We start from the raw sequence: 26815 nt of genomic DNA, 5'->3' as shown, positions 1-26815 counted from the left end.
ACAACCTACGTGGTACACCATCCTTTCATTCAACATCCTATTGGTGTTGAAATCCCCCATAAAACTTGGGGTGCTGGCTACAATCTCCCTGATAATGCGACAATTGTATTCACTTAACAGCTCGCTAACAATGTGGTGAGCTTATTTGATGCCGATTATTTATATATTTGTTGATTTATATCAAACAGTGAGATGAATAATTGTTATGTTTCCGAGTTTGGTTAACTTTTATATCTGGGTAGATAAAAAGTGTCATGATAGTAATCATAATATACAAAACTCAATACCATTGACTAATATTTAAGCTTAATGATAATAAAAAACACAACATATAGTTCATCTTTATCTAAAGATTGTAACAGTATCAGTTAGGGTTGGCACTCATTAAGGATGATGTATTTGAGTAAAAAAGATTTCATAAATCAATATTGTGATTGTTGTTAAGAAATACGGTCAATTTTGTCTGTTTTTGTTTGTTTTATCGTGATAGGGAAAGGCTAATGAAGGATTTATTACCAGATTTATGTGATTACTATGCGCAAGATATTCGTTTTTTACCGTTAACTTTATTTAATTATGGTCATAATGCGCCATTTTGGGGGCAAATCGTAACATTACGCTGTTTTGAAGATAACAGTTTAGTGCGCAATATATTATCGACTGCTGGTGACGGTAAGGTGCTGTTTATTGACGGCCATGGTAGTTGTCGACGCGCCTTATTAGGCGATCAACTGGCTTTATTAGCGGTAAGAAATAATTGGCAGGGTATTATCGTTAATGGTGCAATTCGAGATGTCGCAACATTGGCACAATTACCATTAGGTATAAAAGCATTAGCTGCGTGCCCGATTAAAACCGATAAACGTCAAATGGGAGAAAAAAATGTGGTGTTAAATATTGCAGAAACCCTCGTTTATCCAAATGATTATATTTATGCGGATTTAAATGGGGTTATTTTATCCAGCACAGCATTAGATTTTAGCGTATTAAAAACTGAATCCTAAACCAAGTTCAATGATTTGTTCTAGTTCTGCATAGTCGACAGTGGCGCGTACATTCACTTTTTGTGATACATCATATTGACTACTGAACTCTAGTCCTACTGTGGTGTGACTATTAATCGTTTCTGAAGTAATGGCACTATTAATACTGATTCGTGGCGATACTGCATATTTGACCCCAGAGGTTAAGCCATTTGATGCCGATTGAGAATCGGTACCGCTTGTAAGATGGGTACTGACATAAAGTTGAGTATTATCAGTGACAGAGTAAGCGTAACCACTGTCAATTTGCCATACATCAAAACTTTGTTGTTGCCGTGACTGTGATGATAAAAACCATCCTGATGTTAATTTCTTACCGCCATTATAAGTAAGATTAGTTTCAATGCTTGCCGCTGCTTGTGTCATTGTTGGTGTGATTAAAAAAGTAAGCAATCCCACAATACTTAAATAATATTTGATCATACTTACTCCCTATTATGTCGATATTATTCTAAATAGTAGGCCATATCGCGTAGTTAGTAAGTGTTATAAATGATAAATATTAACTTGGCTGCATAATGCGTGAGTGTTACTACAATTTAACACTCACGTTACAATGTGTTGCAAGCTTCAATACGCTTATTTTTTATTAGTATTATGATGTAATCGGTGCCGAGATTGATAAGGAAAAACATCAGGGTACAGTTCTTGACTAATATTGTTTTGTAAATGCTGCCAATAGTTGGCCTCAAACAGATCTTGATGTAACTCATTAAATAATATTCTTACCTTGGGATTAATCAGTAAAAATGTACGAAACTCTTCTGGAAAAACATCATTAACCCCAACGCTATACCAAGGTTCCGCCGCCATTTCATCTTCAGGATAACGTGCTGCAGGGATGGTACGAAAATTCATTTCACTCATATAGCTAATTTCATCATAATCATAAAATACTACCCGTTTGTGGCGTGTAACCCCAAAGTTCTTAAATAGCATATCTCCTGGAAATATATTGGCAGCAGCTAATTGTTTAATAGCGTTACCATATTCGTTAACCGCGTGGCGTAAGTCAGTGTCGGTGGCTGTTTCAATATAAATATTTAACGGAATCATCCGTCGTTCCATATATAAATGTTCAATAATCACGTGATCGGCGGTAACAGAGACAATTGATGGGGCAATCGTGAGTAGTTCATTAATGAGTTCATCGCTAAAGCGTTGCCGCGGAAAACTGAAGTGGCGGTATTCTTGGGTATCAGCCATTCTACCGACCCGATCATGTTCTTTTACCAGTTGATATTTTTGTTTAACCGTTTGGTGACTGATATCTTTTTGAGGGGCGAATTTATCTTTAATAATTTTAAAAACAAAATCATATGAAGGTAATGTAAATACTGACATCACCATGCCTTTGATGCCTGGAGCAATAATGAATTTATCGTCTGAGTGTTCTAAATGATCTAAAAACTGACGATAAAATTCTGTTTTACCGTGTTTTTGGCAACCGATAGCAGTATAGAGTTCGGCAAAATTTTTATTTGGTAACAGTTGTGCTAAAAATCGCACTAAGGCTGCTGGTGCTGGGCTATAAACCATAAAATAAGAGCGGGCAAATCCAAAAATAACACTGACGTCATTGACGTTACAGATACCCGCATCCAGTAATAGTTGGCCGTTATGATTGAGGATTGGTAGCACTAAAGGTAAGGATTTACCATTTGAAAAGGTAAGTTTCCCGACCAGATAAGCGGCTTTGTTACGATAAAAAGGTTCGCGAATTTGTTCTAAGGTTAGTTGTTGATCAAGATTATCACCGAGCTCAGTCTGTAAATGAGCTACTAATAATTCCACATCCCGTTTTTTATCATTCCAATCTAATGTAAATGGTTGATCATCAAGCATTCTTTCTATCATTGCTGCAATGGTCGTTTGCACTCGATAATGGCGAGTTAATGTGCTGGGGTAGGTTGGAATACGGTGCTGTTGTGAGCTGTGAACAAAAATATTATCACGGTTAATATTACGGTGTTTGAAAATACGGCAATACACAGAGTTAAAAAAACTTTCTGCAATATCATAACGCGGGTAATCAACCAATAAATTTTGATAAGCATGCTTTACGGCGGTAAGGCAGATCTGATTAGCATAATGACCACCGAGCATAATTTGAATTTGATTGGTGACCAATTCAACATGATGATCGTAAAAACTAATTCGCGTTTTTAATGCTTGGTGAACCAGAGCCCATTGTTGGTGTTCAAATCGTTGCTGTGCTTCGGCTGTTACGTCAAGAAAGCGGCCAAACATGGCATCAGAGCCTTGTAAAATAGTATGTGCTATCAGTGACTCCATCGCTGCACTCATCGGTTTGTCCTTATGATGATAATTTTATCCCTGCTATTTATTACTATGCAATGCTCTCTAGAGGACTGCAAATATTATTGTTGTTTTTTTAAGCGTTAAAATGAATGGTGTTGCGTATCAATGTAAGGTATCCATTGTGTGATAATTGTAAAAACTTTATTGACTCTATATTACTATTCATGTAATCGTAAGGTAACAGTATGTGAAAGAGTAATTGCAACAATGGCAAATATATCCCGTATCACTATCACCACAACCATGATTATTACCATTAACATTACTGGTGTTGGTGCGGGCTGATATGCACAAGAATTACAACAAGCCCGCAACTTATAAAGAGCTGCGGGCTTTTTTTTCAATTTAAATTCATCAGTGTTGAGTAATATTTGCTTACGGCAAGTAGTTCAGGATAGTCACTCGGGAGTAGGGAATGCGAGTATTTAAATTTGGCGGTTCGTCATTAGCAGATGCAGAACGATTTTTAAGAGCAGCAGATATTATTGCCAGTAATGCTAAACAGGGTGATGTCGCTGTGGTGTTATCGGCACCAGGTAAAGTCACGAATAATTTAGTAGAAGTGATCGATAATGCAGTAGCAACAGGCATTGCTACTCAACAAATAGCGACATTAGAGGCGGTATTTAATGATCTCTTTACTGGCCTTAAAACACTTGAACCTCTTTTTGCTCAGCAATCATTAACGGCTAAGCTAGCGTCAACCATTGAGCAATTACAACAATATGTACATGGGATCCGATTATTAGGATTATGTCCTGATAATGTTTATGCCAAGATAATCAGTAAAGGTGAGCGTTTATCGATTGTGGCGATGCAATCGTTATTAGAAGCTAAAGGTCAAGCGGCAAGCTTGATTGACCCTGTACAATATTTGTATGCCGCAGGTGATTATCTAGAGGCACATGTCGATATTGAAATTTCCACGCAAAACTTTCTTAATCATCCATTACCAGTGGGACATGTTTGTATCATGCCGGGCTTTACCGCCGGTAATCGTCAAGGCGAGTTAGTGACTTTAGGTCGCAATGGCTCTGATTATTCAGCTGCAGTATTAGCGGCTTGTTTACGCGCTGATTGTTGTGAAATTTGGACTGATGTTGACGGCGTTTATAGTTGTGATCCGCGTTTAGTTCCCGACGCCCGCTTACTTAAATCATTAAGCTATCAAGAAGCGATGGAGCTCTCTTATTTTGGTGCCTCGGTATTGCATCCAAAAACGATTGCACCTATTGCTCAATTTCACATTCCTTGCTTAATTAAAAATAGTTTTAATCCCCAAGGTGCTGGCACCTTAATTGGTCAAGATACCGGCGAAGATCAGCTTGATATTAAAGGTATTACTACCTTAAAAGATCTGACCATGGTCAATGTTTCAGGCCCTGGAATGAAAGGCATGGTAGGCATGGCGGCACGCGTGTTTGGTTCAATGTCTACCGCTGGTGTATCTGTGGTATTGATCACTCAATCATCATCGGAGTATAGCATTAGTTTCTGTATTGAAACTGTCGATAAAGTCGCAGCACAAGCAGCGTTAATTGCTAGTTTTGAATTGGAATTAAAAGAAGGCTTACTTGAGCCCGTTGAGTTTAGTAATGATTTATCAATTGTGACCTTAGTCGGTGACGGTATGCGAACTTCACACGGTGTGGCATCACGTTTCTTCACTGCTTTAGCTGAAGTGGATGTCAATATTGTAGCGATTGCGCAAGGCTCTTCTGAGCGTGCGATTTCAGCCGTTATTCCACAAAATAAAGTCTCAGAAGCGGTTAAAGCCTGTCATGAAAACTTATTTAATAGTCAGCATACATTAGATGTATTTGTTGTCGGTGTCGGCGGTGTTGGTGGTGAGTTGATCGATCAAATTCATCGTCAACAACAAAAACTTGCCCAAAAAGGGATTGTGATTCGTGTCTGTGGAATAGCGAACAGTAAAGGGCTATTACTTGAAAGTAATGGTTTTGCACTTGATAGCTGGCGCGATCTGATGGGAGCGGTGAGTGAGCCGCTGCAATTACAACGTATGGTTGAATTAGTACGCCATAATCATATTATTAATCCTGTTATTATTGATTGTACTTCTGATCAAGCCATTGCTGAGCAATATACTGATTACTTAGCAGCTGGTTTCCATGTTATTACGCCCAATAAGAAAGCCAATACTGCCAGCATGGCGTATTACCAACAATTACGCCAAGCTGCGCGGGTTGGTCATCGTAAATTCATGTATGATACCACCGTTGGTGCTGGTCTACCGGTTATTGAAAATCTTCAAAACTTACTCGCTGCTGGTGATGAGTTAGTGCGTTTCTCTGGTATTTTATCGGGATCTCTTTCTTATATTTTCGGTAAGTTAGATGACGGTATGAGTTTCAGTGAAGCGACCACTGTTGCGCGTAATAATGGCTTTACTGAACCTGACGCGCGCGATGATCTTTCTGGTATGGATGTCGCACGTAAGTTACTGATTTTAGCTCGTGAAGCCGGTTTAGAATTAGAACTTGAAGATGTGGTGGTAGAACAAGCCTTACCACCTGGTTTTGATGCATCGGGCTCGGTGGATGAGTTTATGGCGCGGTTGCCACAAGCTGATGCGTATTTCGCTGACTTAGCTGCTGCAGCTACAAAAGAAGGCAAAGTCTTACGCTATGTTGGTGAAATTGATAATGGTAGTTGCAACGTCAAAATTGTGGCCGTTAACTCTGATGATCCAATGTTTAAAATCAAAGACGGCGAAAACGCATTAGCATTCTATAGCCGTTATTATCAGCCGATTCCATTGGTATTACGTGGTTATGGTGCAGGTACAGAAGTGACAGCTGCTGGTGTGTTTGCTGATCTGATGCGTACCTTAGGTTGGAAGCGAGGTATATAACATGAGTATTGTTGTTTATGCGCCAGCCTCGATTGGTAATGTTAGTGTTGGTTTTGATGTTTTAGGTGCGGCTGTCTCTCCAATCGATGGATCTTTATTAGGCGATAGGGTTGAGGTTGTTGCTGGTACAGCGGCATTTAGTTTGCAATGTGTGGGGGCTTTTGTTGATAAGTTGCCACAACAAGCCAAAGACAATATTGTTTATCGCTGTTGGCAAGTGTTTGCGCGTGAACTCGATCATAAAGGTATTACATTACTGCCAGTTGCCGTTACGTTAGAAAAAAACATGCCGATTGGTTCAGGTTTAGGTTCAAGTGCTTGTTCTATTGTGGCTGCACTCGATGCCTTGAACCGATACCATAACCAGCCGTTAACCAGTAATGAATTATTGGCTTTAATGGGAGAGATGGAAGGTGAAGTGTCTGGTAGTGTGCATTACGATAATGTTGCCCCTTGTTTTCTGGGCGGGTTGCAATTTATGGTGCAAGAAATGGACATTATCAGCCAATCAGTGCCGTGTTTTGACGACTGGTATTGGGTGATGGCTTACCCTGGTATTAAAGTGCCAACAGCAGAAGCTCGAGCAATTTTACCGGCTCAATATCGTCGCCAAGATGTTATTGCCCACGGGCGTTATCTTGGTGGCTTTATTCATGCTTGTCATTCACAGCAGCCATTACTGGCGGCTAAAATGATCCATGATGTTGTCGCTGAGCCTTACCGCGAAAAATTACTGCCTAAATTTAATCAAGCTCGAAAATATGCACTAGAAGCAGGAGCAATTGCGAGTGGTATTTCAGGTTCTGGGCCGACAATGTTTAGTATTTGCACCAAGCTTGAAGTTGCACAACGGTTAGCTAAATGGCTAACCGATAATTATGTCCAAAATGATCAAGGATTTGTGCATGTTTGTCAGCTCGATAAACAAGGCGCAAAAGTCGCAGGGAGTGAGTTATAGCCATGAAGTTATATAATCTTAAAGAACACCAACAGCAAGTCTCATTTGGTCAAGCGGTACGCCAAGGTTTAGGTCGTCAGCAAGGGTTGTTTTTTCCTGCTCAATTGCCACAACTGGGTGATATTGATGCTTTGCTTGAGATGGATTTTGTCAGTCGTAGTAGTAAGATTCTATCGGCATTTATTGGTGAAGAGCTTAGCAATGAAACTGTGACTCAAATGGTTGATAGCGCATTTCAGTTTCCAGCACCGATTAAATCGGTAAAACCTGACGTATATGCGTTAGAACTTTTTCATGGGCCGACATTAGCCTTTAAAGATTTTGGTGGCCGTTTTATGGCGCAATCTTTAGCCGCGGTAACTGATAATGACGGTAAGATTACTATTTTAACGGCAACCTCTGGTGATACAGGCGCCGCGGTCGCTCATGCTTTTTATGGTATGGACAATATTCAAGTCGTGATTTTGTACCCCAAAGGTAAAATTAGCCCATTACAAGAAAAGTTATTTTGTACATTAGGCAAAAATATTACTACCGTGGCGGTTAATGGCACTTTTGATGATTGTCAGGCATTAGTTAAGCAAGCATTTGATGATGCTGAGTTACGAAAAGATATTGGCTTAAATTCAGCAAACTCAATTAATATTAGTCGTTTAATGGCGCAAATATGCTATTACTTTGAAGCGGTTTCTCAACTATCAAAAGCTGAGCGTGAGCAATTAGTGATTTCAGTACCAAGTGGTAATTTTGGTAATTTAACCGCGGGGTTATTGGCTAAATCATTAGGTTTACCTGTTAAACGTTTTATTGCAGCAACTAATGTTAATGATACCGTTCCGCGTTATTTGAAAACCGGCGAGTGGACACCTAAGGCTACTGTTGCCACTATTTCTAATGCGATGGATGTTAGCCAACCTAATAATTGGCCGCGCATTGAAGAATTATGTCAACTTAAAGGGTGGGGATTAAATGAGCTAGGTTATGGTGCAGTAGATGACCAGCAAACTGCGGTTACATTAAAGCAGATGTATGCTGATGGTTATTTGTGTGAGCCTCATGGTGCGATTGCTTACAATGTGCTTGAGCAACAATTAGTCGCAGGTGAAACGGGGTTATTCTTATGTACCGCGCACCCAGCTAAATTTAAAGATGTGGTTGATGATATTTTAGCGACTGATATTGCGTTACCAGCGCCACTCGTTAAGCATAATGCTATGCCGTTATTATCATTGGATGCGAATAACGATTTTACGGCGATTAAGGCGATTTTATATTCGGTCCAACCAAAATTATAAGATGAAAGCTGTAAAATGATGATACAAAAAAGGAGCCATAGGCTCCTTTTTTTATTACAGCATCTTGCTCAAATCAAGACACTTACACTGCGCCAAAAATTATAGGCTGCTAGTGAAAGTACGAGCGATAACGTCTTGCTGTTGTTCTGTTGTTAGTGAGTTGAAACGAACAGCGTAACCTGATACACGGATTGTTAGCTGTGGGTATTTCTCTGGGTGTGCAGCAGCATCTAGTAGCGTTTCACGCTTAAGAACGTTAACGTTTAGGTGTTGACCACCTTCAATTTTAGCTGGTGCTTCGATAGCTAGTTCACGGTACTCAATGTCACCAAGATCTGCTTGTGCGATAATTTGGTCAGCGTCGTAGCTGCCAGGTGCACAAACACAACGCGCTTCATTAGACTCGCTATCTAGGATCCAGATTGAGTTTAGTAGATCATCGTTTGCTGCTTTAGTAATTTGAATACCAGTAATCATAACTTTTCTCCAAGAAAATTGTTGTTAATTTATTCGTTTTTGTATTGAGCTACCTATTATATAACCTTCAATGCACTTTTGTGTATTGATGTAGATCAAGTTACTACAAAAAACCTTAAATATAATAAGGCTGTTTTATTGAGCTAGGTCAATCTAACTGCATTTGACGGGGGAATCAACTAAAAATATAAAATTTAAAATTTAAGTTGAATGTTATTTTGTTGTAAAATAACAACATTTTATAGTATTTATATATACCTATAGTGAATATTTTGTCACTATAGGTGAGTTTTTATGTTAAATTATGCGAGTAACATTAGTGTTGCTAATGTGTTGCTTGGTAGTTATTTTTGAGGGTGATTATGAAATTAATTGGTGCACACGTGTCAGCGGCAGGCGGCGTGTTCAATGCCCCTGTCAATGCTAAGGCTATTGGTGCAACTGCATTCGCATTGTTCACAAAGAATCAACGCCAATGGCAAGCAAAGCCATTAGATGCTGATACCATTACGGCATTTAAGAGTCGTTGTCAGCAGTTAGGTTTTGATGCGAGTGCTATTTTGCCACATGATTCTTATTTAATTAATTTAGGTGCGCCGGAAACGGAAAAATTAGAAAAATCACGGTTAGCTTTTATTGATGAGATGCAGCGTTGTCAGCAATTAGGATTACACTTATTAAATTTTCATCCTGGTAGCCACTTAAAGCAAATTTCAGAATCCGCGTGTTTAAAACTGATTGCCGAATCAATTAATTTAGCGCATCAGCAAGTTGATGATGTCGTTGCAGTGATCGAGAATACTGCCGGTCAAGGATCTAACTTAGGTTGGCGTTTTGAACATTTGGCTGAAATTATTGCGCAAGTTGACGATAAATCACGTATTGGTGTTTGTATTGATACTTGCCATGCTTTTGCTGCTGGATATGATTTACGTTCGATGGAAGCGACAGAATCTAGCTTTGCTGAATTTGATCAGATCGTTGGAATGCAGTACTTGCGGGCGATGCACTTAAATGATTCTAAAGGTGGCTTAGGTAGCCATTTAGATCGCCATCATAGCTTGGGAGAAGGGGCGATTGGTTGGGATTGTTTTCGGTTTTTAATGCAAGATCATCGCTTTGATAATATCCCCTTGATATTAGAAACCATTAATCCAGATATTTGGCAGCATGAAATAGCAACGTTACGCAGTTTTACACCAGAGGAACAATAAATGACAGCAAGCTGGCAAGCCTTTATCGAACAGCAACAGCAACTACCGTATTTTGATGCGATAGAGCAAGCCGTTGTCGCTGCTCGCGCAGTAGGTAAAACCGTTTTTCCTCCTCAAAAAGATGTATTTAATGCGTTTACAAGCACGCCATTAACGGCGACGAAAGTGGTGATCTTAGGCCAAGATCCTTATCATGGACCTAAGCAAGCTCATGGGCTTAGTTTTTCTGTATTACCCGGCGTAAAAACACCACCATCTTTGGCTAATATGTATAAAGAATTGGCTACTGATATCAACGGATTTACTATTCCTGATCATGGTTATTTACAGCCATGGGCGGAGCAAGGGGTACTCTTACTTAATACCGTATTAACGGTTGAACAAGGTAATGCTCATTCTCACGCTAAGATTGGTTGGGAAACCTTTACCGATCGCGCTATTGAATACATTAATGATAATACTGAAGGGGTGATTTTCTTACTTTGGGGGGCACATGCTCAGAAAAAAGGTAAAAAAATAGATCTTGAACGACATCATGTATTAACGTCTGCACATCCATCACCATTGTCTGCTTATCGTGGTTTCTTTGGATGTAAGCATTTTTCCGAGACTAATGCTTTATTAACTGCAATGAATAAATCGCCGATTGATTGGCAATTATAATTTCTGTTATCAATATCTTATGAAGGTATAAAACGGCCAGCAAAAATGCTGGCCGTTTTTTAGTATTTTTTAAAAATCAAAGTCATTACTATTAAAACTACCACACATATCCATATCTTGTAGTTCTCGACGTAGTCTTTGACGATCTTTTAACGCCTCAATTTCACGCCACTTTCTTTTTTCAGGTTTTGCGCGAGAGCGGCGAGAAACAGTATCCGTTGTCATCATGTCGTCGAATGCAAAGCTATCCATAAAGCACCTATTCCTACTTTTCGCTTGATGTAAGCGAGCTGATTATTTAATACCATAGAATGCTTCATAATAAAATTGAACTGTTTCTCATTTGTTACTAAAAGATGAAATATTTATGTGGATAACATCACAACTGGTGATGAATTGATGAAAAATAAGCCATTTTTAGTGTTAAATAGTGATTTTGTTGTTTTGTTCGTACTGTTTTGTTAACAGCCTTTAAATAATAGAAAAATTATCAATTATTAAAGGGGGTACAATCAGTCATTATTTGTGCTTGTAGATTATGTAACACATTGTAAAGATTCTGAGAATTACATAATTGTTCTTTTCAGAAAGGTTTTATACTTCGTTGCCGAAGTTATACGCTGATTTTTATATAATTTATGATGAATACCTATAGCGTATTATCGGTATGAGCGTAGACGTTCTTTTTATTTTGCTAATTACTTGCTAGTAGGGGCTTTATATCATTATCTATCGATCTGTGAAGGTACTAATGTGACCAGTCAAATTAATTTTATTAACGATTTGTTGTGGGGATCGATATTGATATATTTGCTGATTGGTATTGGCATTTATTTTACCTATCGCCTCAATTTTATTCAGTTTCGTCATTTTAGACATATGTTTTCGGTTATGAAGAATAGCCGTAAATCAGATCCATCTGGTATTTCATCTTTTCAGGCACTATGTACTAGTCTTGCCGCCAGAGTGGGTACCGGTAATATGGCTGGGGTCGCTGTAGCATTAACGCTTGGTGGTCCTGGTGCTATTTTTTGGATGTGGCTGATTGCCATGTTGGGTATGGCAACCGCTTTTGCAGAAAGCGCACTAGCGCAATTGTATAAAACCCGTGATGATGATGGTAATTATCGTGGTGGTCCCGCTTATTATATGGAGCGCGGTTTAGGTATGCGCTGGATGGGAGTGATGTTTTCTATCTTCCTGATCATTGCATTTGGGTTAGTCTTTAATGCAGTACAAGCAAATTCTATTACTCAAGCGACCCATGTCGCTTTTGGGTGGCAACCTCTGTATGTTGGGTTTGGATTAGTGGTGTTAACGGGCGTCATTATTTTTGGTGGTATGCGAACGATTGCGCGTACGGCAGAAATATTGGTACCCACAATGGCATTATGTTATCTCGCATTAGCATTATTTATTATGCTGAGCAATATTGAACAGTTACCACATATTTTAATGCTTATTTTCCGCAGTGCATTTGGCTTTGAAGAAGCGGCATCAGGCGCGTTAGGTTATACCATTGCTCAAGGAATGATTAATGGCTTAAAGCGTGGTTTGTTTTCTAATGAAGCCGGTATGGGATCTGCACCTAATGCAGCGGCATCAGCAACGCCTTATCCACCCCATCCTGCTTCACAAGGTTATGTACAAATGCTGGGGGTGTTTATGGACACCATTGTTATTTGTTCTGCAACCGTCGCAATTATTTTAATGTCTGGCGAATATGAGCCACACAGTAATATTACTGGGATTGAATTAACTCAAAAAGCATTAAGTTCACAAGTTGGTGATTGGGGAGCAATTTTTATAGCGGTTGCTATTTTCTTCTTTTCATTTACTTCGTTAGTAGCCAATTACTCTTATGCTGAAACGAATCTAATATTTCTCGAGCATAACCATAAAGTTGGACTAAATGTGTTTCGAATGGTGGTGCTATGCATGGTGATGTTTGGTGCGCTGGCAGATTTACCGACGGTGTGGGCAATGGCCGATATTTCGATGGGCATGATGGCAATGATTAATTTATCCGCAATAGTCTTGCTTTCGGGGACTGTGGTTAAGTTGGCACTCGATTATAATCAGCAGTTAGCATTAGGGAAGGTACCGACATTTAATAGTCAAGATTATCCTGAATTACATGCTCAACTTGAAGACGGAATTTGGGATCAATCATCAACGTCGTCAGCGACATCTAGATTACGTTAGTTGTCGTTATACCTATTAATAAAATAGAAATAATCACCGTGGTTGTACGTGGTTTTTTTTAGTGATAGTGGTAGTCTAAATCCGTCAGACTTTAAAGGAAAAAAGCCTTATGTTAATCGTGGTATCACCAGCAAAAACGTTAGATTATACATCGCCATTAGCGACAACAACGTTTACTTTACCTGAGCTTACACAGCATTCTGCAGAATTGATTGATGTCTGTCGTGAGCTTACACCAATGGATATTGCGAGCTTAATGAAGGTCAGTGATAAAATTGCCGGATTAAATGCAGCTCGGTTTGCCGAGTGGCAGCCAGAATTTACAGTTGATAATGCTCGTCAGGCAATTTTGGCATTTAAAGGTGATGTTTATACTGGTTTAGCGGCTGAGACCATGACTGAAGCTCAGTTTGCTTATACGCAGCAACATTTACGGATGCTGTCTGGGTTATATGGCGTATTACGTCCACTTGATCTGATGCAACCTTACCGGTTAGAAATGGGGACGCGATTATCCAATCCTAGAGGGAGTAATTTGTATCAATTTTGGGGGGATATTGTGACCGATAAGCTCAATGCGGCTGTTGCTGAGCAAGGTGATGATATTGTGGTCAATTTAGCATCAAATGAATATTTTAAAGCGGTTAAGCCCAAGCAACTGCAAGCTCAATTAATTACCCCTATTTTTAAAGATTGTAAAAATGGAACTTATAAAGTTATTAGCTTCTACGCCAAAAGAGCGCGTGGAATGATGGCGCGTTATATTCTTGATAACCAATTAACGACGATTGCTCAATTACAGCAGTTTGATAGTGCAGGCTATTATTTTGTTGCTGCAGAGTCAACAGCGACAGAATTAGTGTTTAAACGTGAACAGCAATAATTAACCAATAATAAATTTTATCCTAAAAAAAGGCCAACGAATCAACGTTGGCCTTGTTGTTTATCTGTATTTTAAAAGAAAATACTATGACTTAGCTTGGCTTTTTTTAGCCGCTTGTTTGATCTTCTTTTTCGCTTTCGCGTCTTTTACTTTCTTATCAACTTTTTTCTTTTTCTTTGCAGTACTAGGCTTCTTAGTCTGTGGACGAAGACCATGAATAAAGCGCTCTTGCACTTCTTCTTTCATGTAACGGCTAATACGTTCGATCATGCCTTGGTCATGCGCTTCAACTAATGCGATTGCAGTCCCTTTTTTACCAGCACGAGCAGTTCGACCAATACGGTGCACATAAACTTCAGCTGTGCGTGGTAGATCAAAGTTAATAACATGACTTACATCTGGTAAATCAATACCGCGTGCCGCAACGTCTGTGGCAATTAATACGTTTACCACACCATCACGAAAACGGTTGATCATATTAGTACGTGCAGCCTGCGCCATTTCACCTTGAATCCAATTACAAGGGATGCCCATTGCGTCCAATTGGCCGCGAAGAGTACCTAGGCGCTCACGTGTTTTTACAAAGATAATTGTGCGTTCAGCTTGATCTTTAATGATGTTTTCTAACAGAGCAAGCTTGTGATTCATGTTGTCACAACGAAGGTACATCTGTTGAATCTTTTTACGTTCGCGACGAGATGGATCAGCGTTAACTTCAAGTGGTTCATTCAGAATGGTTTCTGAGAACTCACGTACGCCTTTGCCTTCTAAGGTTGCTGAGAATAATAAACTCTGACGACGCCAGCGACATTCATGGTTGATGCGCTCAACGATTTTACCAAAGCCCATATCCAACATACGGTCTGCTTCATCAAGAATAAGACATTCAATTGCACGGCAATCAAATTTCTCAGACTCAATGTATTCCATTAAACGGCCAGGTGTTGCGACTACGATATCTTGCGTTTTGCCAAGTAGCTCAGCGTGCTCATCGTAAGAGATACCACCAGTAATGGTAAATACTTTTAAGTTAGTGTACTTAGAAAGTGCACGCGCATGTTCAGCAACTTGAATTGCTAATTCACGCGTAGGGGTTAAGATTAGTACACGTGCAGGCCCCGGCTTTTTGCGTGGGAAATCTTGCAAGTGTTGAATCATTGGCAGTAAAAACGCGGCTGTTTTTCCGGTCCCTGTTGGTGCAGAAGCCATGACATCTTTACCGTCAAGGGCGTGAGGGATAGCCTGCGCTTGAACTACGGTTGGGCGGCTATAGCCGATCTCGTCAATCGCTCGTAATAGCTCGCTATCTAACTCTAATTCGGAAAAGTCTTTCACCAGTTATCTCTCCCAAGACAAATGCTAAATATGCTCTCGTCACTGTGCTGTTTAAGCGTAACCAGACCATGGGTATTTATATTAAGGGGCGGCATTATAGCCACTCTTAGCGTAAGTAACACCGATTAAAACATAAAAACTTCAGTTAATGATCAATATTCATTGTTACTTAACTCTGTTTTATGCTGCTACAGATTACATTTTTAAGTAAAAATCTTTAGTAAGTGTAATAAAATCAGTGGAATAACCATTGCCAGTATGAATGCAAAGTTGTTGTTGTTCAGTAACAGAACAATTTTTAGTTAATTGGATCAATGTGCGCATTATAGGTTTATGTTCAGTGGTGCGAACATCACAACGGCGATGACAGTATAACCCGTAAGCTTGTGCTTGAGTAATTAGTTGCTGGCCTTCGTAAGTCGGTAAGATGATGTTAGCACTTCCATCTGTAGTTAATAAATGACTGATAGTCGCGAGCAATTGTTGGTGGCTAAAAGTATCTGTATGGCGTGCGGTGGCGCGATGTTGCTGTTGTGCTTGTTGGCCAGCGTTAAAATAAGGGGGATTACAAATAATACCATTAATGCTGGCTGGTGGAATACGCTGATACCAATTAGTAATGTCATCTTCAACGCATTGTAATCGTGGCCGCCAAGGCGATGATTCGAAGTTAGCTGTCGCTGCGGTTGCTGCTGTTGAATCTAATTCAATGGCAGTAATCGTTGTCGCTTGTGTACGCTGTGCAGCCATTAATGCTAATAAGCCACTACCTGTACCAATATCAACAATATGCCCTTGTTGCGGTAACGTTGCCCATGCGCCTAATAATACTCCATCAGTACTGATTGGCATGCCGCAGCCATGATCATTGATTGTAAATTTTTTAAAGCTAAAGCTGCGACTCATTATTGTTTTCCTTGGTCGTTGAAGCGGTATTTAGGTTTGTTAAATGCACAAAAGCATATAAAACGTCGGTTATATAATCAAAGTGATGATTGAGAATAGTGTATTGATAAAACTCGACTCAAACGGTGTTAAATAGATGTTATAACTTTTTTGTAAGTATGGTGTTTTTGATTTATTTTGGTATTTTATTCTGTTTTCGTGTTTATCTATGGTTGTTAATTTCGGCTTATTTGCTTGAAAACTGTATTATATGGTGTTTTTATCTACTCTATTGCTAAGATTACTCTTTTTGGTCATTATGCTACAAGGCACGAAATTCATAGCAATATATAGTACGTGCTACTTATTATAAAAAATGCAGACACAATATATAACCCATTAGAGAGTGGAAGGTGCAGTTTGAAAAAAACACTCAAAGTAACAGATATTATCGCGCTTGGTTTTATGACCTTTGCGTTCTTCCTTGGTGCAGGCAACATCATTTTCCCACCGTTAGCAGGACAGCTAGCTGGTGAGAACATGTTATCTGCAATGTCAGGCTTTTTGGTTACAGCTGTAGGTTTACCTTTAATCGGTATTATTGCAGTAGCGATTGCTGGTGGTGGTTGGACAGGGTTAACCCGTGATTTACCATCAAAAGTTGCGACCTTAATGGCTGTCCTGATTTTTATCATTATTGGTCCTGCGTTCGCTGCGCCTCGTACTGGTCTTGTTGCCTATGAAATGGCAGTTAAACCGTTTATTACCGATGCTAGCCAAGTCAGCTTAACTATTTTTTCTATCATCTTTTTTGCTGTAGCGCTGTTCTTTGCTTGGTCACGTGGCAAATTGATCGACATGATTGGCAAGTTTTTAACTCCAGCTTTATTTGTGGTGTTAGCAGTGTTAGCGGTTGCGGTATTTATCAATCCGCAAGGTGAGATTGTTGCAGCTCAAGGTGAGTATGTAACGCAAGCCTTCACTAAAGGTTTCCTTGAAGGTTACAACACCATGGATACTTTTGCGGCACTGATGTTTGGTATGCTGATTGTTGATGTTATTCGTAGCAAAGGTGTGACGGATGAGAAGACGACTTGTACTTATCTTATCTACGCTGGTTTAATTGCAGCGGCGGGTCTAGCTTTTGTTTATGTGTCATTGTTTTATCTTGGCGCAACCAGTGCAGGTATTGCTGCCGGTGTTGGTAATGGCGGCGCTATTTTAACAACTTATGTGATGGCGCTGTTTGGCTCGACAGGACAAATTATTTTATCAGCGATTGTACTGCTAGCATGTTTAACCACCGCGATTGGCTTAATCAGTGCGTGTGCTGATTACTTCAGTACATTAACCTCTCTTTCTTATAAAAAGTGGGCGGTATTATTAGCAGTCGTGTGTGCGATAGTGGCTAATGTTGGTTTAAATACGCTGATTACACTATCGATACCAGTATTGTTTGCATTGTATCCAGTGGCTATTGCATTAGTCGCATTGACCTTGATACGTAAATGGTTACCTAATCCTCGTTTAGCTTATCGTGTTGTATTATTGGTATCATTTATTTTCAGTATGATTGATGTTGCTAAGCATCTAAATATTGATATGTCAGTATTTAGCGGATTGCCACTATTTAATTATGGCATGGCGTGGGTATTACCAACGGTGATTGCATTGGTTGTAACGCGTTTTATCGGCAGTAAACACCAAGATAATGGTGATAACCATACTGTGATCGTATAATTACACGGTTACTTATAAATGAAAAAGGGATGCTTGTATTAGCATCCCTTTTTTTATCTTCTAGCAATTATAGTAGTTGGGCGTATTCAAGCATGATTTGTTCACACCATTGCTCAATACGGGCATCACTTAATTCATATTGGCTATCTTCATCTAACGCGAGGCCAACAAAAAACTGTTCGTCCGCCGTTAGTGCTTTTGATGCTTGAAATTGATAGCTATCGTCATTAGGCCAATAACCAATAAATTGTACCCCTGTTGGACACAATTGATCGTGCAACATGCCCATCGCATCTAAAAACCACTCGGTATAACCTTCTTGATCGCCAAGGCCAAACAGTGCCACGGTTTTTTGTTGTAATTGTAAGCCATCGAGTTGTTGCCACACCGCTTCCCAGTCTTCTTGGATCTCACCAAAGTCCCAGGTTGAAATACCTAAAATCAACATATCATACTGGTTCATTTCAGCTAATGGCGTGTGTTTAATATTGTGTAATTCAATGATATCAGCCCCAAGGCAGTCACGAATTTTTTCTGCTGCCATCTCGGTATAGCAGGTGGTTGAGCCATAAAACAAACCAATTTTCATGCTATGTATCCTATGCTTTTATTTTTAGCCAAAGTGTACTCGTTATTGATCATGAAGCTCAAGGTTAGCTTGGCATTGAAAGTCATAATATTAGGCTGAATAAATGTATAACGAGGTTACTTTTGATGATAAATATCCTATCATGCGCTGATCACTGTGTTTTTATCCATGTATTTAAACCGCCTTATGACACAGCTTATGACGAGGTAAAAATGGTAACTGACGATGTTATTATTGAACGCTTTCTAGATGCGATGTGGATGGAAAGAGGGTTATCTGAAAATACTCTTGCTTCTTATCGAAATGACTTAAAAAAATTACAACAATGGATGCAACAGCAAACTATTGCGGTGTCTGATGCTTCTGTCGATGATTTACAACGTTATCAATTATGGTTGTTTGACCAAAACTATAAACAAACATCACGCGCGCGAATGGTGTCAGCAATTCGACGTTTATTTCAATATTTGTACCGTGAGAAAGTACGGATAGATGATCCGAGTGCAATGCTGGTGACCCCAAAATTACCCAAACGGCTCCCAAAAGATTTAACTGAAGCCCAAGTCGACGCATTATTAGAAGCGCCCGATGTGAATGATCCACTGCAATTGCGCGATAAAGCGATGTTGGAATTGTTATATGCCACCGGACTGCGTGTTACCGAATTAGTTACCTTAACCATGGATAAAGTCAGTTTACGCCAAGGTGTTGTGAGAGTGACTGGTAAAGGAGACAAAGAACGCTTAGTACCAATGGGTGAAAATGCGGTTGATTGGATTGAGCAGTTTATTGATAGTGGTCGGCCGGTGTTATTAGGTGAGAAAAGTTCGGATGTGTTGTTTCCAAGTCGACGTGCTCGACAAATGACTCGGCAAACATTTTGGCATCGAATCAAATATTATGCGGTGTTAGCAGGTATTGATGCTGATACTCTATCACCCCATGTAATGCGCCATGCTTTTGCTACCCATTTACTTAATTACGGTGCCGATTTACGAGTGGTACAAATGTTGCTTGGCCATAGTGATCTTTCAACAACACAAATTTATACCCATGTTGCGACAGAAAGATTAAAACAATTACACCAAAGCCATCATCCTCGTGCATAATTATGAGATGTTGTTAGCTAAAATTAGCGATAATATTTGTATTTAGGGATACTTCATTTATGCTGCGCAGATAAAAATAGTAGCGTAATTGAAACTATATAGTAATGATCTCGGTCTGTAGTTATATCGAGATTGTCGTCATTTTAAAGGGATAACAGGATGCATTTTATTAGCCGCACAGTGCTAGCCACAGCTGTTGCACTTACCGCTTTCTCTGCGGTCGCAAAGCCGGACGTAGCAGCCATCACGAAGCAACTATCAAACATTGGTTTAACGCCAAGCTCAATTACTGCGTCACCAATGGCGGGTATCAATGAAGTTGTAACAGAACGTGGTGTTGTTTATACCTCTGATGATGGAAAATATTTCTTAGCGGGTCATTTATACCAAAACACGGGTGTTGAGCCGGTGAATTTAACTGAGCAGAAAATGGCGCAGTTAAATAAAGCGAAATTAGCGGGTATGGATAAAGACATGATTGTTTATCCAGCTAAAAATGAAAAATATGTTGTGACTGTCTTTACCGATACTAGCTGTGGTTATTGCCGCAAATTGCACAATGACATGCAAGGGTATAACGATGCCGGTATTACGGTACGCTACCTTGCTTTCCCGCGTGGTGGTGAGCGTTCAAGCAACTTCAACCAAATGAGTGCAATTTGGGGCGCTAAAGATCGTGTTAAAGCGATGCATGATGCTAAGAGTGGTACGTTTGATGAATCAAAAATCACTCCGCGTCCTGATTTAGTCATGGAGCAATATAAATTAGGTGTTGCGATGGGCGTTAATGGTACTCCAGCTATCGTGCTAGAAGACGGTACTATGATCCCTGGCTACCAACCGCCAGCCGCATTGTTGCAGTTATTGGATAGCAAAGCGAAAAGCTAACCTCGACCATTTATTGACTGTGTCACCGTATATAAAAGCCTGATAGTAATATCAGGCTTTTTTGTTAATGGTGATTTGGTTAAGATGAAAAGATAATCATTTCATTAAAGAAGCCGTTATTATGATAGAAATCAAGCGTCGTCCTGTTGCCGATCCTCAAGGCTTCTCTAGTGCGATCCCCGCTATTTTACAGCGTATCTATGCTAGCCGTGGCATTACTAATGATGCTGAACTTGAACGCGGTGCCAAAGGATTACTTAATTATAATCAACTTCATGGCATGGCAGATGCCGTGGCGTTGCTAGTTACCGCACTCGCTAATAATACTCGAATTATTATTGTCGGTGATTTTGATGCAGATGGCGCCACCAGTTCAGCATTATCAGTGTTGGCCTTAAAAATGTTGGGTTGTGGTAATGTTGATTATTTAGTCCCCAACCGATTTGATGATGGTTATGGTTTGAGCCCTGAAGTGGCACAACAAGCGATTGATCGCGGCGCTGAATTAATCATGACCGTGGATAATGGCGTTTCATCAATTACGGGTGTCGCAGCAGCAAAAGCACAAGGGGTACAAGTACTGGTTACTGATCATCACTTACCAGGTGATTGCTTACCAGCTGCAGATGCGATGGTAAACCCAAACCTTAATCAATGCGGTTTTCCATCAAAGGCCTTGTGTGGTGTTGGAGTCGCATTTTATTTAATGTTAGCACTGCGAGCTGAACTGCGTAATAACGGTTGGTTTGAACAACAAGCACTCGCGGTACCGAATCTGGCGGAGTTGCTTGATCTGGTTGCACTTGGCACTGTTGCCGATGTGGTGGCGTTAGATGGTAATAACCGTATTTTAGTTCACCAAGGATTACAACGTATTCGTGCTGGTAAATGTCGTCCTGGCATTCAAGCATTAATTGAAGTTGCTAATCGCGATCCTGCTCGATTAGTCGCTAGTGATCTGGGCTTTGCATTAGGGCCACGTATTAATGCGGCGGGACGATTAGATGACATGTCGTTTGGGGTTGAATTATTGTTGTGTGACAATATTCAAGCCGCTCGACGGATGGCTTCAGAGCTCGATGCCCTTAATCAAACCCGTAAAGAAATTGAACAGGGGATGAAAGAGGAAGGTCTCGCTATTTGTGAGCGATTACAGTTTAATCAGCAGGATATGCCTTATGGGTTAGTGTTGTTTCAACGTGATTGGCATCAAGGTGTGATCGGTATTTTAGCGTCTCGTATTAAAGATAAATATCATCGTCCTGTTATCGCTTTTGCTGATGCGGGTAATGGTGAAATTAAAGGGTCGTGCCGTTCTGTTGCGGGACTACATATGCGAGATGTACTGGATGTGGTTGATACTCAGCACCCAGGGATGATCTTAAAATTCGGTGGTCATGCCATGGCGGCTGGATTAACCATTCCGGAATCACAGCTAGAAGCCTTTAGTGTCGCATTTGATGCTGCAGTACGTAATGTTTTAGATGAAGATGCATTGCAAGGTTTTCTACTTAGCGATGGCGAATTGCACCCTAATGAACTGACACTTGAAACAGCCGAAACGTTGCGAGCTGGTGGGCCGTGGGGACAGCAATTTCCTGAACCGACGTTTGATGGTACGTTTCGATTATTGCACCAAAAACTAGTGGCAGGAAAGCATCTTAAAATGATGGTTGAGCCTTTGGTTGGTGGCTGTGTTATTGATGCCATTGCATTTAATGTTGACCTTAAACGTTGGCCAGATGCCTCTGTGCAGCAAATTGAATTAGTGTATCGTCTCGATGTTAATGAGTTTCGAGGTAATCGCAGTGTGCAGCTGATGGTTGAACATTTAGTTGCGAAATAACGATAGTCTGATAAGTAAGCCGTTAGTGGTGAGGATCTTGGCGTTAACAGCCTAGATTGTCACCATATTTAGATTAATTTTCTGATAACCTTTCTCTCCCTCTGTATATTCTATCTACAATTCGATAGAATCTTGCGGTTATATCTATTTCGGTAATGAAGCGTGGCGATGTTCGAAATTAATCCTATTAAAAACCGACTTGAGGATGTGTCTGTACGTACTGACACCCTTAGGGGGTACCTTTGACTATGATGCTAAAAAAGAGCGTCTAGAAGAGGTAAATGCAGAGCTAGAGCAACCAAATGTATGGAATGAACCTGAACGTGCCCAAGCGTTAGGTAAAGAACGTGCAGCATTGGAAGCGGTAGTAGAAACAATTGATCTATTAGACCAAGGCGTTGAAGACGTCGAGGGCTTACTTGAGTTAGCTGTTGAAGAAGACGATCAAGAAACGTTTGATGAGATTGAACCTGAGTTAGCTGAGCTTGAAGCTAAGTTAGCTAAGTTAGAATTTCGTCGAATGTTTGCTGGCGACCATGATAGTTCTGATTGCTATCTTGACCTTCAAGCTGGTTCTGGTGGTACTGAAGCGCAAGATTGGACATCAATGATGCTCCGCATGTATTTGCGTTGGGCGGATGCCAAAGGGTTTAAGACTGAGATCATTGAAATCTCTGATGGTGATGTTGCCGGTCTTAAATCTGTAACCGTACGTATCAGCGGTGAATATGCTTATGGCTGGTTACGCACTGAAACCGGTGTTCACCGTTTAGTGCGGAAATCACCGTTTGATTCAGGCGGCCGTCGCCATACTTCATTTGCTTCAGCATTTGTGTATCCAGAAATTGATGACAATATCGTTATTGATATCAATCCTTCTGATCTACGTATTGACGTATACCGCGCATCAGGTGCGGGTGGTCAACACGTAAACACCACTGAATCTGCGGTACGTATTACTCACTTACCAACAAATCTTGTTGTACAGTGCCAGAACGATCGCTCTCAGCATAAGAACAAAGATCAAGCAATGAAGCAATTAAAAGCGAAATTGTTTGAATATGAAATGCAGAAGCAAAATGCTGAAAAGCAAGCCAGTGAAGATACTAAATCAGACATTGGTTGGGGTAGTCAAATCCGTTCTTATGTACTGGATGACTCCCGCATAAAAGATTTACGTACTGGCGTGGAAAATCGTAACACCCAAGCAGTACTGGACGGTGATTTAGACCGTTTTATTGAAGCAAGCTTGAAATCAGGTCTTTAACCGAATTTCAGTAAAATTTTAAGGGTTTCCCCATGACTGACCAAGTACAAGATGAAAATAAGCTGATTGCTGAGCGTCGCGCGAAATTAGATATGATTCGCCAAAATTGTAAAGCAAATGGCCACCCAAATGATTTCCGTCGTGATAGTTTAGCTGCGGATCTAGAAGCAAAATACGGTGAAATGACCAAGGAAGAGCTTGAACAAGCTGGTCATGTATATGCAATCGCTGGTCGTATTATGGCTAAGCGTGGTCCTTTCCTTGCAATCCAAGATGTGTCTGGCCGTATTCAGGCTTATGCATCTAAAGATGTTCAAAAAGAGCTAAAAGAAAAATATTCTGGTCTAGATATCGGTGACATCATCGGTGTTAAAGGGGCGCTACACAAATCTGGTAAAGGTGATCTTTACATTGAGATGGATAACTACGAGCTGCTAACTAAAGCACTGCGTCCATTACCAGAAAAATTCCATGGTCTGACTGACCAAGAAATGCGTTACCGTCAGCGTTATGTTGATCTGATTGTTAATGACGACTCTCGTCGTGCATTCATTATTCGTTCAAAAGTGGTATCTGCAATCCGTAGCTTTATGGTAACTAAAGGCTTTATGGAAGTAGAAACACCAATGATGCATGTGATCCCTGGTGGTGCAACAGCACGTCCATTTGTGACTCATCATAATGCACTTGATATCGACATGTACCTGCGTGTTGCACCTGAACTTTACCTTAAGCGTCTAGTGGTAGGTGGTTTTGAGCGTGTGTTCGAAATCAACCGTAACTTCCGTAACGAAGGTCTATCTCCTCGTCATAACCCAGAATTCACTATGATGGAATTCTACATGGCGTATGCCGATTACCATGATCTAATGGATATCACGGAAGAAATGCTAAGCAGCATTGCGATTGATATTCTTGGTTCTTCAAAAATGCCTTACGGTGAGTTTGAAGTTGAATTTGCAGGTCCATACACACGTATGAGCATGTTAGATGCAATCAAGCAATACAACCCAGATCATGCAGAAATCCAAGCGCTAACTTACGAAGGCGTTGCCGATCGTGAGCTAATGGTGAAGATTGCTAAATCTGTGCATGTTGATGTTGAAAGCTTCTGGACTTGTGGTCAGTTATTAGAAGAGATCTTTGGTGAAACAGCTGAACCTCAACTAATGCAACCAACATTCATTACTGAGTACCCAGCAGATATCTCACCGCTTGCTCGCCGTAACGATGAAAATCCGTTCATTACCGATCGTTTTGAATTCTTTATCGGTGGTCGTGAAGTAGCAAATGGTTTCTCTGAGCTTAACGATGCTCAAGATCAAGACCAGCGCTTTAAAGCTCAAGTTAATGCCAAAGATGCTGGTGATGATGAAGCAATGTACTATGATGCAGACTACATTACTGCGCTAGAGCATGGTTTACCACCAACAGCGGGTCAAGGTATTGGTATTGACCGTTTAGTAATGCTGTTTACTAATACGCATACGATTCGTGATGTTATTTTGTTCCCGGCAATGCGCCCACAAACAAATAATTAATCGAATTATGAAAAAAAACCATCGCTTAGGCGGTGGTTTTTTTTTGCCTAAAAAAAAGAGTCAAAAAAGTGACAAATATGGACTTAATTAGATAAGAATCTAAGTAACGTCAATATTTTATATGAGTCCTGCTATATTATAGTAAACAAGTTGCACTTGTTCGTATATCATCAATAGAGCTGTTGTTAAATATTACAAGAGAGATAATTGCTTTATTAATGGAGGGACGAATGACAATCGGGACAGTGAAAAAACCTAAGGTAGTTATTCCTAATACCTTAGTTGTTTTTGGTGGTAGTAATCAAGAGTGGCTACCTGTAATGGAGGCTGCGGGTTGGCTATGTCATCGTTGCTATGATTTGCGAACTGCAGAAACATTACTCTTAGAAATTGGTCCTTGTATTGGTGTGGTCGATCTTAGCAATGATGACTTTAGTATTCATAGTTTTTCTGCGATGGTGAACCGTAATAAACAAGTACGCTGGATCGCTGTTGTACGTGATGATCAGCTGACCAATGAAGCGATTGGTCAATTTATCGTTAATTTTTGCCTTGATTATTTTTCGACTCCTGTTCCTCCAGCTCGATTACAACAAACGATTGGTCATCAGATCGGTATGCTTAATTTAGAGCGTCAAGTGTGGCCTCAATTAGGTAGTTTTGGTCAACAAGGTTTACAAGGCTCCACCGCTGTTATGAAAAAATTGCGTGATCAAGTTAAGCGTATCGCGTTAAGTGATGTCTCAGTGGTAATCAGTGGTGAAATAGGCACAGGTAAAATATTAGTGGCTGATGCTATTGTCCAAGCTTCAGCACGTGCTAAGCGACAAATAATAAGGGTTAATTGTGAAACCATGACTCCTGATTGGATAGTTGATACTGATAATGGTGTTGAATCTGTCTTTGCCGCGGCGAATCATGGCGTGTTGGTTCTTGAAGAATTTACCGCCTTAACCGATGCTTGTCAGCTGGGATTATATCAAGTGCTGGCTGAAGGAAACTATTATGATAGCGAGGGTAATGCTATCGCGATTGATATTCGTGTGATTTCAATCACTAATCATTCTCTTGATCATTTAGTCAGCTTAACAACATTACGGCGTGAGTTATATTTTCGGCTAAATGTCGTATCACTAACAGTACCTACATTGCGTGAACGGAGTGATGATATTATTTTATTGGCTGAATTTTTATTATTGAAGTACGCCCGTCAGTATAATAGCGTCGCTAAATATTTATCAGAACAAGCACAAGCGATGTTATTACAATATCCGTGGCCAGGTAATGTACGTGAACTTATTTGCCAAATTAAACGAGCAGTGTTGTTAGCTGAAAATAAAAGTATTGAAGCAGATCAATTAGATATACCTCGTTTAGTTGATGATAAATTAAGCTTAAAAAAGGTGCGTGAAGAGTCTGAGCGTAATGCATTATTAACAGTATTAGAAAATAATAAAGGCCAAATATCTGCTGCAGCGCGCGAATTGGGGGTATCTAGAGCAACGATGTATCGTTTGCTAAATAAGCACGAGTTAATTCCGACTCCACGTTGTTTTCGTCAAGGCCATGCATAAGTAATTAATTTTTAGTTCATAACAAATAAGGTTAACAATAAATGTTTATTTTATAGCTAACCTTGCTGGTTAAGGTGATCTGACACATGCTTAAAGCATTGTTGAT

22 protein-coding genes and 1 other annotated feature are annotated in these 26815 nt (G+C 40.1%); of the genes, 15 read left to right on the top strand and 7 right to left on the bottom strand.

The window, feature by feature from the left end; translation table 11 throughout:
- The first annotated feature begins 500 nt into the window (after positions 1–500).
- Entirely contained in the window at positions 501–1004 is a 504-nt protein-coding gene (locus PPBDW_RS13295) for a putative 4-hydroxy-4-methyl-2-oxoglutarate aldolase (RefSeq protein ID WP_036796040.1), read from the top strand.
- On the opposite strand, the gene PPBDW_RS13290 is transcribed toward PPBDW_RS13295, so the two are convergent.
- Both PPBDW_RS13290 and aceK read right to left on the bottom strand, forming a co-directional pair.
- On the bottom strand, positions 987–1466 hold the full coding sequence (locus tag PPBDW_RS13290; RefSeq protein WP_036796039.1) for a hypothetical protein: 480 nt from the start codon (positions 1464–1466) through the stop codon (positions 987–989). The genes PPBDW_RS13295 and PPBDW_RS13290 overlap by 18 nt on opposite strands.
- 156 nt (positions 1467–1622) lie before the next feature.
- Complete coding sequence (aceK, locus tag PPBDW_RS13285; protein WP_036796037.1) at positions 1623–3350, bottom strand: bifunctional isocitrate dehydrogenase kinase/phosphatase; 1728 nt, start codon at positions 3348–3350, stop codon at positions 1623–1625.
- A gap of 238 nt (positions 3351–3588) precedes the next feature.
- Positions 3589–3707 (top strand) — a sequence feature (Thr leader region).
- A 73-nt stretch (positions 3708–3780) separates the two neighbouring features.
- Here aceK and thrA point away from each other — a divergent pair.
- The 3 genes from thrA to thrC are packed head-to-tail and all read left to right on the top strand — an operon-like array spanning position 3781 to position 8493.
- Positions 3781–6240: a bifunctional aspartate kinase/homoserine dehydrogenase I gene (thrA, locus tag PPBDW_RS13280; protein WP_036796035.1), complete on the top strand. Its 2460-nt coding sequence runs from the start codon at positions 3781–3783 to the stop codon at positions 6238–6240.
- Between the two features lies 1 nt (position 6241).
- A complete protein-coding gene (gene thrB / locus PPBDW_RS13275; RefSeq protein ID WP_036796034.1) occupies positions 6242–7198 on the top strand; it encodes a homoserine kinase in 957 nt (318 codons plus the stop codon).
- A gap of 2 nt (positions 7199–7200) precedes the next feature.
- Positions 7201–8493 (top strand): threonine synthase, encoded by a 1293-nt coding sequence (gene thrC / locus PPBDW_RS13270; RefSeq protein WP_036796033.1) that lies wholly within the window; start codon positions 7201–7203, stop codon positions 8491–8493.
- 99 nt (positions 8494–8592) lie between these two features.
- On the opposite strand, the gene grcA is transcribed toward thrC, so the two are convergent.
- The gene (gene grcA, locus PPBDW_RS13265) at positions 8593–8970 is read right to left on the bottom strand and encodes an autonomous glycyl radical cofactor GrcA (RefSeq protein ID WP_036796032.1); all 378 of its coding nucleotides are present in this window, start codon (positions 8968–8970) and stop codon (positions 8593–8595) included.
- 362 nt (positions 8971–9332) lie between these two features.
- Between grcA and nfo the strand changes: the two genes are divergently transcribed.
- Positions 9333–10184, top strand: a complete 852-nt coding sequence (nfo, locus tag PPBDW_RS13260) for a deoxyribonuclease IV (protein ID WP_036796031.1) — start codon at positions 9333–9335, stop codon at positions 10182–10184.
- Complete coding sequence (gene ung, locus PPBDW_RS13255; protein ID WP_036796030.1) at positions 10185–10847, top strand: uracil-DNA glycosylase; 663 nt, start codon at positions 10185–10187, stop codon at positions 10845–10847.
- A gap of 69 nt (positions 10848–10916) precedes the next feature.
- On the opposite strand, the gene PPBDW_RS13250 is transcribed toward ung, so the two are convergent.
- A complete protein-coding gene (locus PPBDW_RS13250; protein ID WP_036796029.1) occupies positions 10917–11099 on the bottom strand; it encodes a DUF3545 family protein in 183 nt (60 codons plus the stop codon).
- Positions 11100–11600: 501 nt separating this feature from the next.
- Between PPBDW_RS13250 and PPBDW_RS13245 the strand changes: the two genes are divergently transcribed.
- Positions 11601–13052: an alanine/glycine:cation symporter family protein gene (locus tag PPBDW_RS13245; RefSeq protein WP_036796028.1), complete on the top strand. Its 1452-nt coding sequence runs from the start codon at positions 11601–11603 to the stop codon at positions 13050–13052.
- A gap of 109 nt (positions 13053–13161) precedes the next feature.
- Entirely contained in the window at positions 13162–13935 is a 774-nt protein-coding gene (gene yaaA / locus PPBDW_RS13240) for a peroxide stress protein YaaA (RefSeq protein WP_036796027.1), read from the top strand.
- Between the two features lie 84 nt (positions 13936–14019).
- Here the strand turns inward: yaaA and srmB are convergent, their stop codons facing one another.
- Together srmB and PPBDW_RS13230 are read right to left on the bottom strand one after the other, a co-directional pair.
- The gene (gene srmB, locus PPBDW_RS13235; protein WP_036796026.1) at positions 14020–15270 is read right to left on the bottom strand and encodes an ATP-dependent RNA helicase SrmB; all 1251 of its coding nucleotides are present in this window, start codon (positions 15268–15270) and stop codon (positions 14020–14022) included.
- Positions 15271–15465: 195 nt separating this feature from the next.
- Positions 15466–16176: a tRNA1(Val) (adenine(37)-N6)-methyltransferase gene (locus PPBDW_RS13230; RefSeq protein WP_036796025.1), complete on the bottom strand. Its 711-nt coding sequence runs from the start codon at positions 16174–16176 to the stop codon at positions 15466–15468.
- A gap of 399 nt (positions 16177–16575) precedes the next feature.
- On the opposite strand from PPBDW_RS13230, the gene brnQ reads away from it, so the two are divergent.
- Positions 16576–17895, top strand: coding sequence for a branched-chain amino acid transport system II carrier protein (gene brnQ / locus PPBDW_RS13225; RefSeq protein ID WP_036796024.1), 1320 nt, complete (start codon positions 16576–16578; stop codon positions 17893–17895).
- Between the two features lie 67 nt (positions 17896–17962).
- On the opposite strand, the gene fldB is transcribed toward brnQ, so the two are convergent.
- The gene (gene fldB, locus PPBDW_RS13220; protein WP_036796022.1) at positions 17963–18484 is read right to left on the bottom strand and encodes a flavodoxin FldB; all 522 of its coding nucleotides are present in this window, start codon (positions 18482–18484) and stop codon (positions 17963–17965) included.
- Positions 18485–18696: 212 nt separating this feature from the next.
- On the opposite strand from fldB, the gene xerD reads away from it, so the two are divergent.
- The 6 genes from xerD (at position 18697) to PPBDW_RS13190 (ending at position 26709) form a co-directional block, all read left to right on the top strand.
- On the top strand, positions 18697–19593 hold the full coding sequence (gene xerD / locus PPBDW_RS13215; protein WP_036796489.1) for a site-specific tyrosine recombinase XerD: 897 nt from the start codon (positions 18697–18699) through the stop codon (positions 19591–19593).
- Between the two features lie 159 nt (positions 19594–19752).
- Complete coding sequence (gene dsbC / locus PPBDW_RS13210) at positions 19753–20481, top strand: bifunctional protein-disulfide isomerase/oxidoreductase DsbC (protein WP_036796021.1); 729 nt, start codon at positions 19753–19755, stop codon at positions 20479–20481.
- Positions 20482–20602: 121 nt separating this feature from the next.
- Complete coding sequence (recJ, locus tag PPBDW_RS13205) at positions 20603–22327, top strand: single-stranded-DNA-specific exonuclease RecJ (protein ID WP_036796019.1); 1725 nt, start codon at positions 20603–20605, stop codon at positions 22325–22327.
- 168 nt (positions 22328–22495) lie between these two features.
- Positions 22496–23594 (top strand): peptide chain release factor 2 gene (gene prfB, locus PPBDW_RS13200; protein WP_107174161.1). Its coding sequence is split into 2 segments (ribosomal slippage): positions 22496–22570 and positions 22572–23594, totalling 1098 coding nucleotides; the frame shifts between segments, so codons are not numbered across the junction.
- Between the two features lie 32 nt (positions 23595–23626).
- Positions 23627–25135 (top strand): lysine--tRNA ligase, encoded by a 1509-nt coding sequence (gene lysS / locus PPBDW_RS13195; RefSeq protein ID WP_036796018.1) that lies wholly within the window; start codon positions 23627–23629, stop codon positions 25133–25135.
- A gap of 230 nt (positions 25136–25365) precedes the next feature.
- A complete protein-coding gene (locus PPBDW_RS13190) occupies positions 25366–26709 on the top strand; it encodes a sigma-54-dependent transcriptional regulator (RefSeq protein ID WP_081045129.1) in 1344 nt (447 codons plus the stop codon).
- The last annotated feature ends 106 nt before the right edge of the window (positions 26710–26815 follow it).

Origin of the sequence: Photobacterium kishitanii (assembly GCF_000613045.3) — a bacterium.
Classification (GTDB): Bacteria; Pseudomonadota; Gammaproteobacteria; order Enterobacterales; family Vibrionaceae; genus Photobacterium; species Photobacterium kishitanii.
The sequence above is the reverse complement of the archived record's forward strand: the minus strand, read 5'-3'. Positions and strand labels throughout refer to the sequence as shown.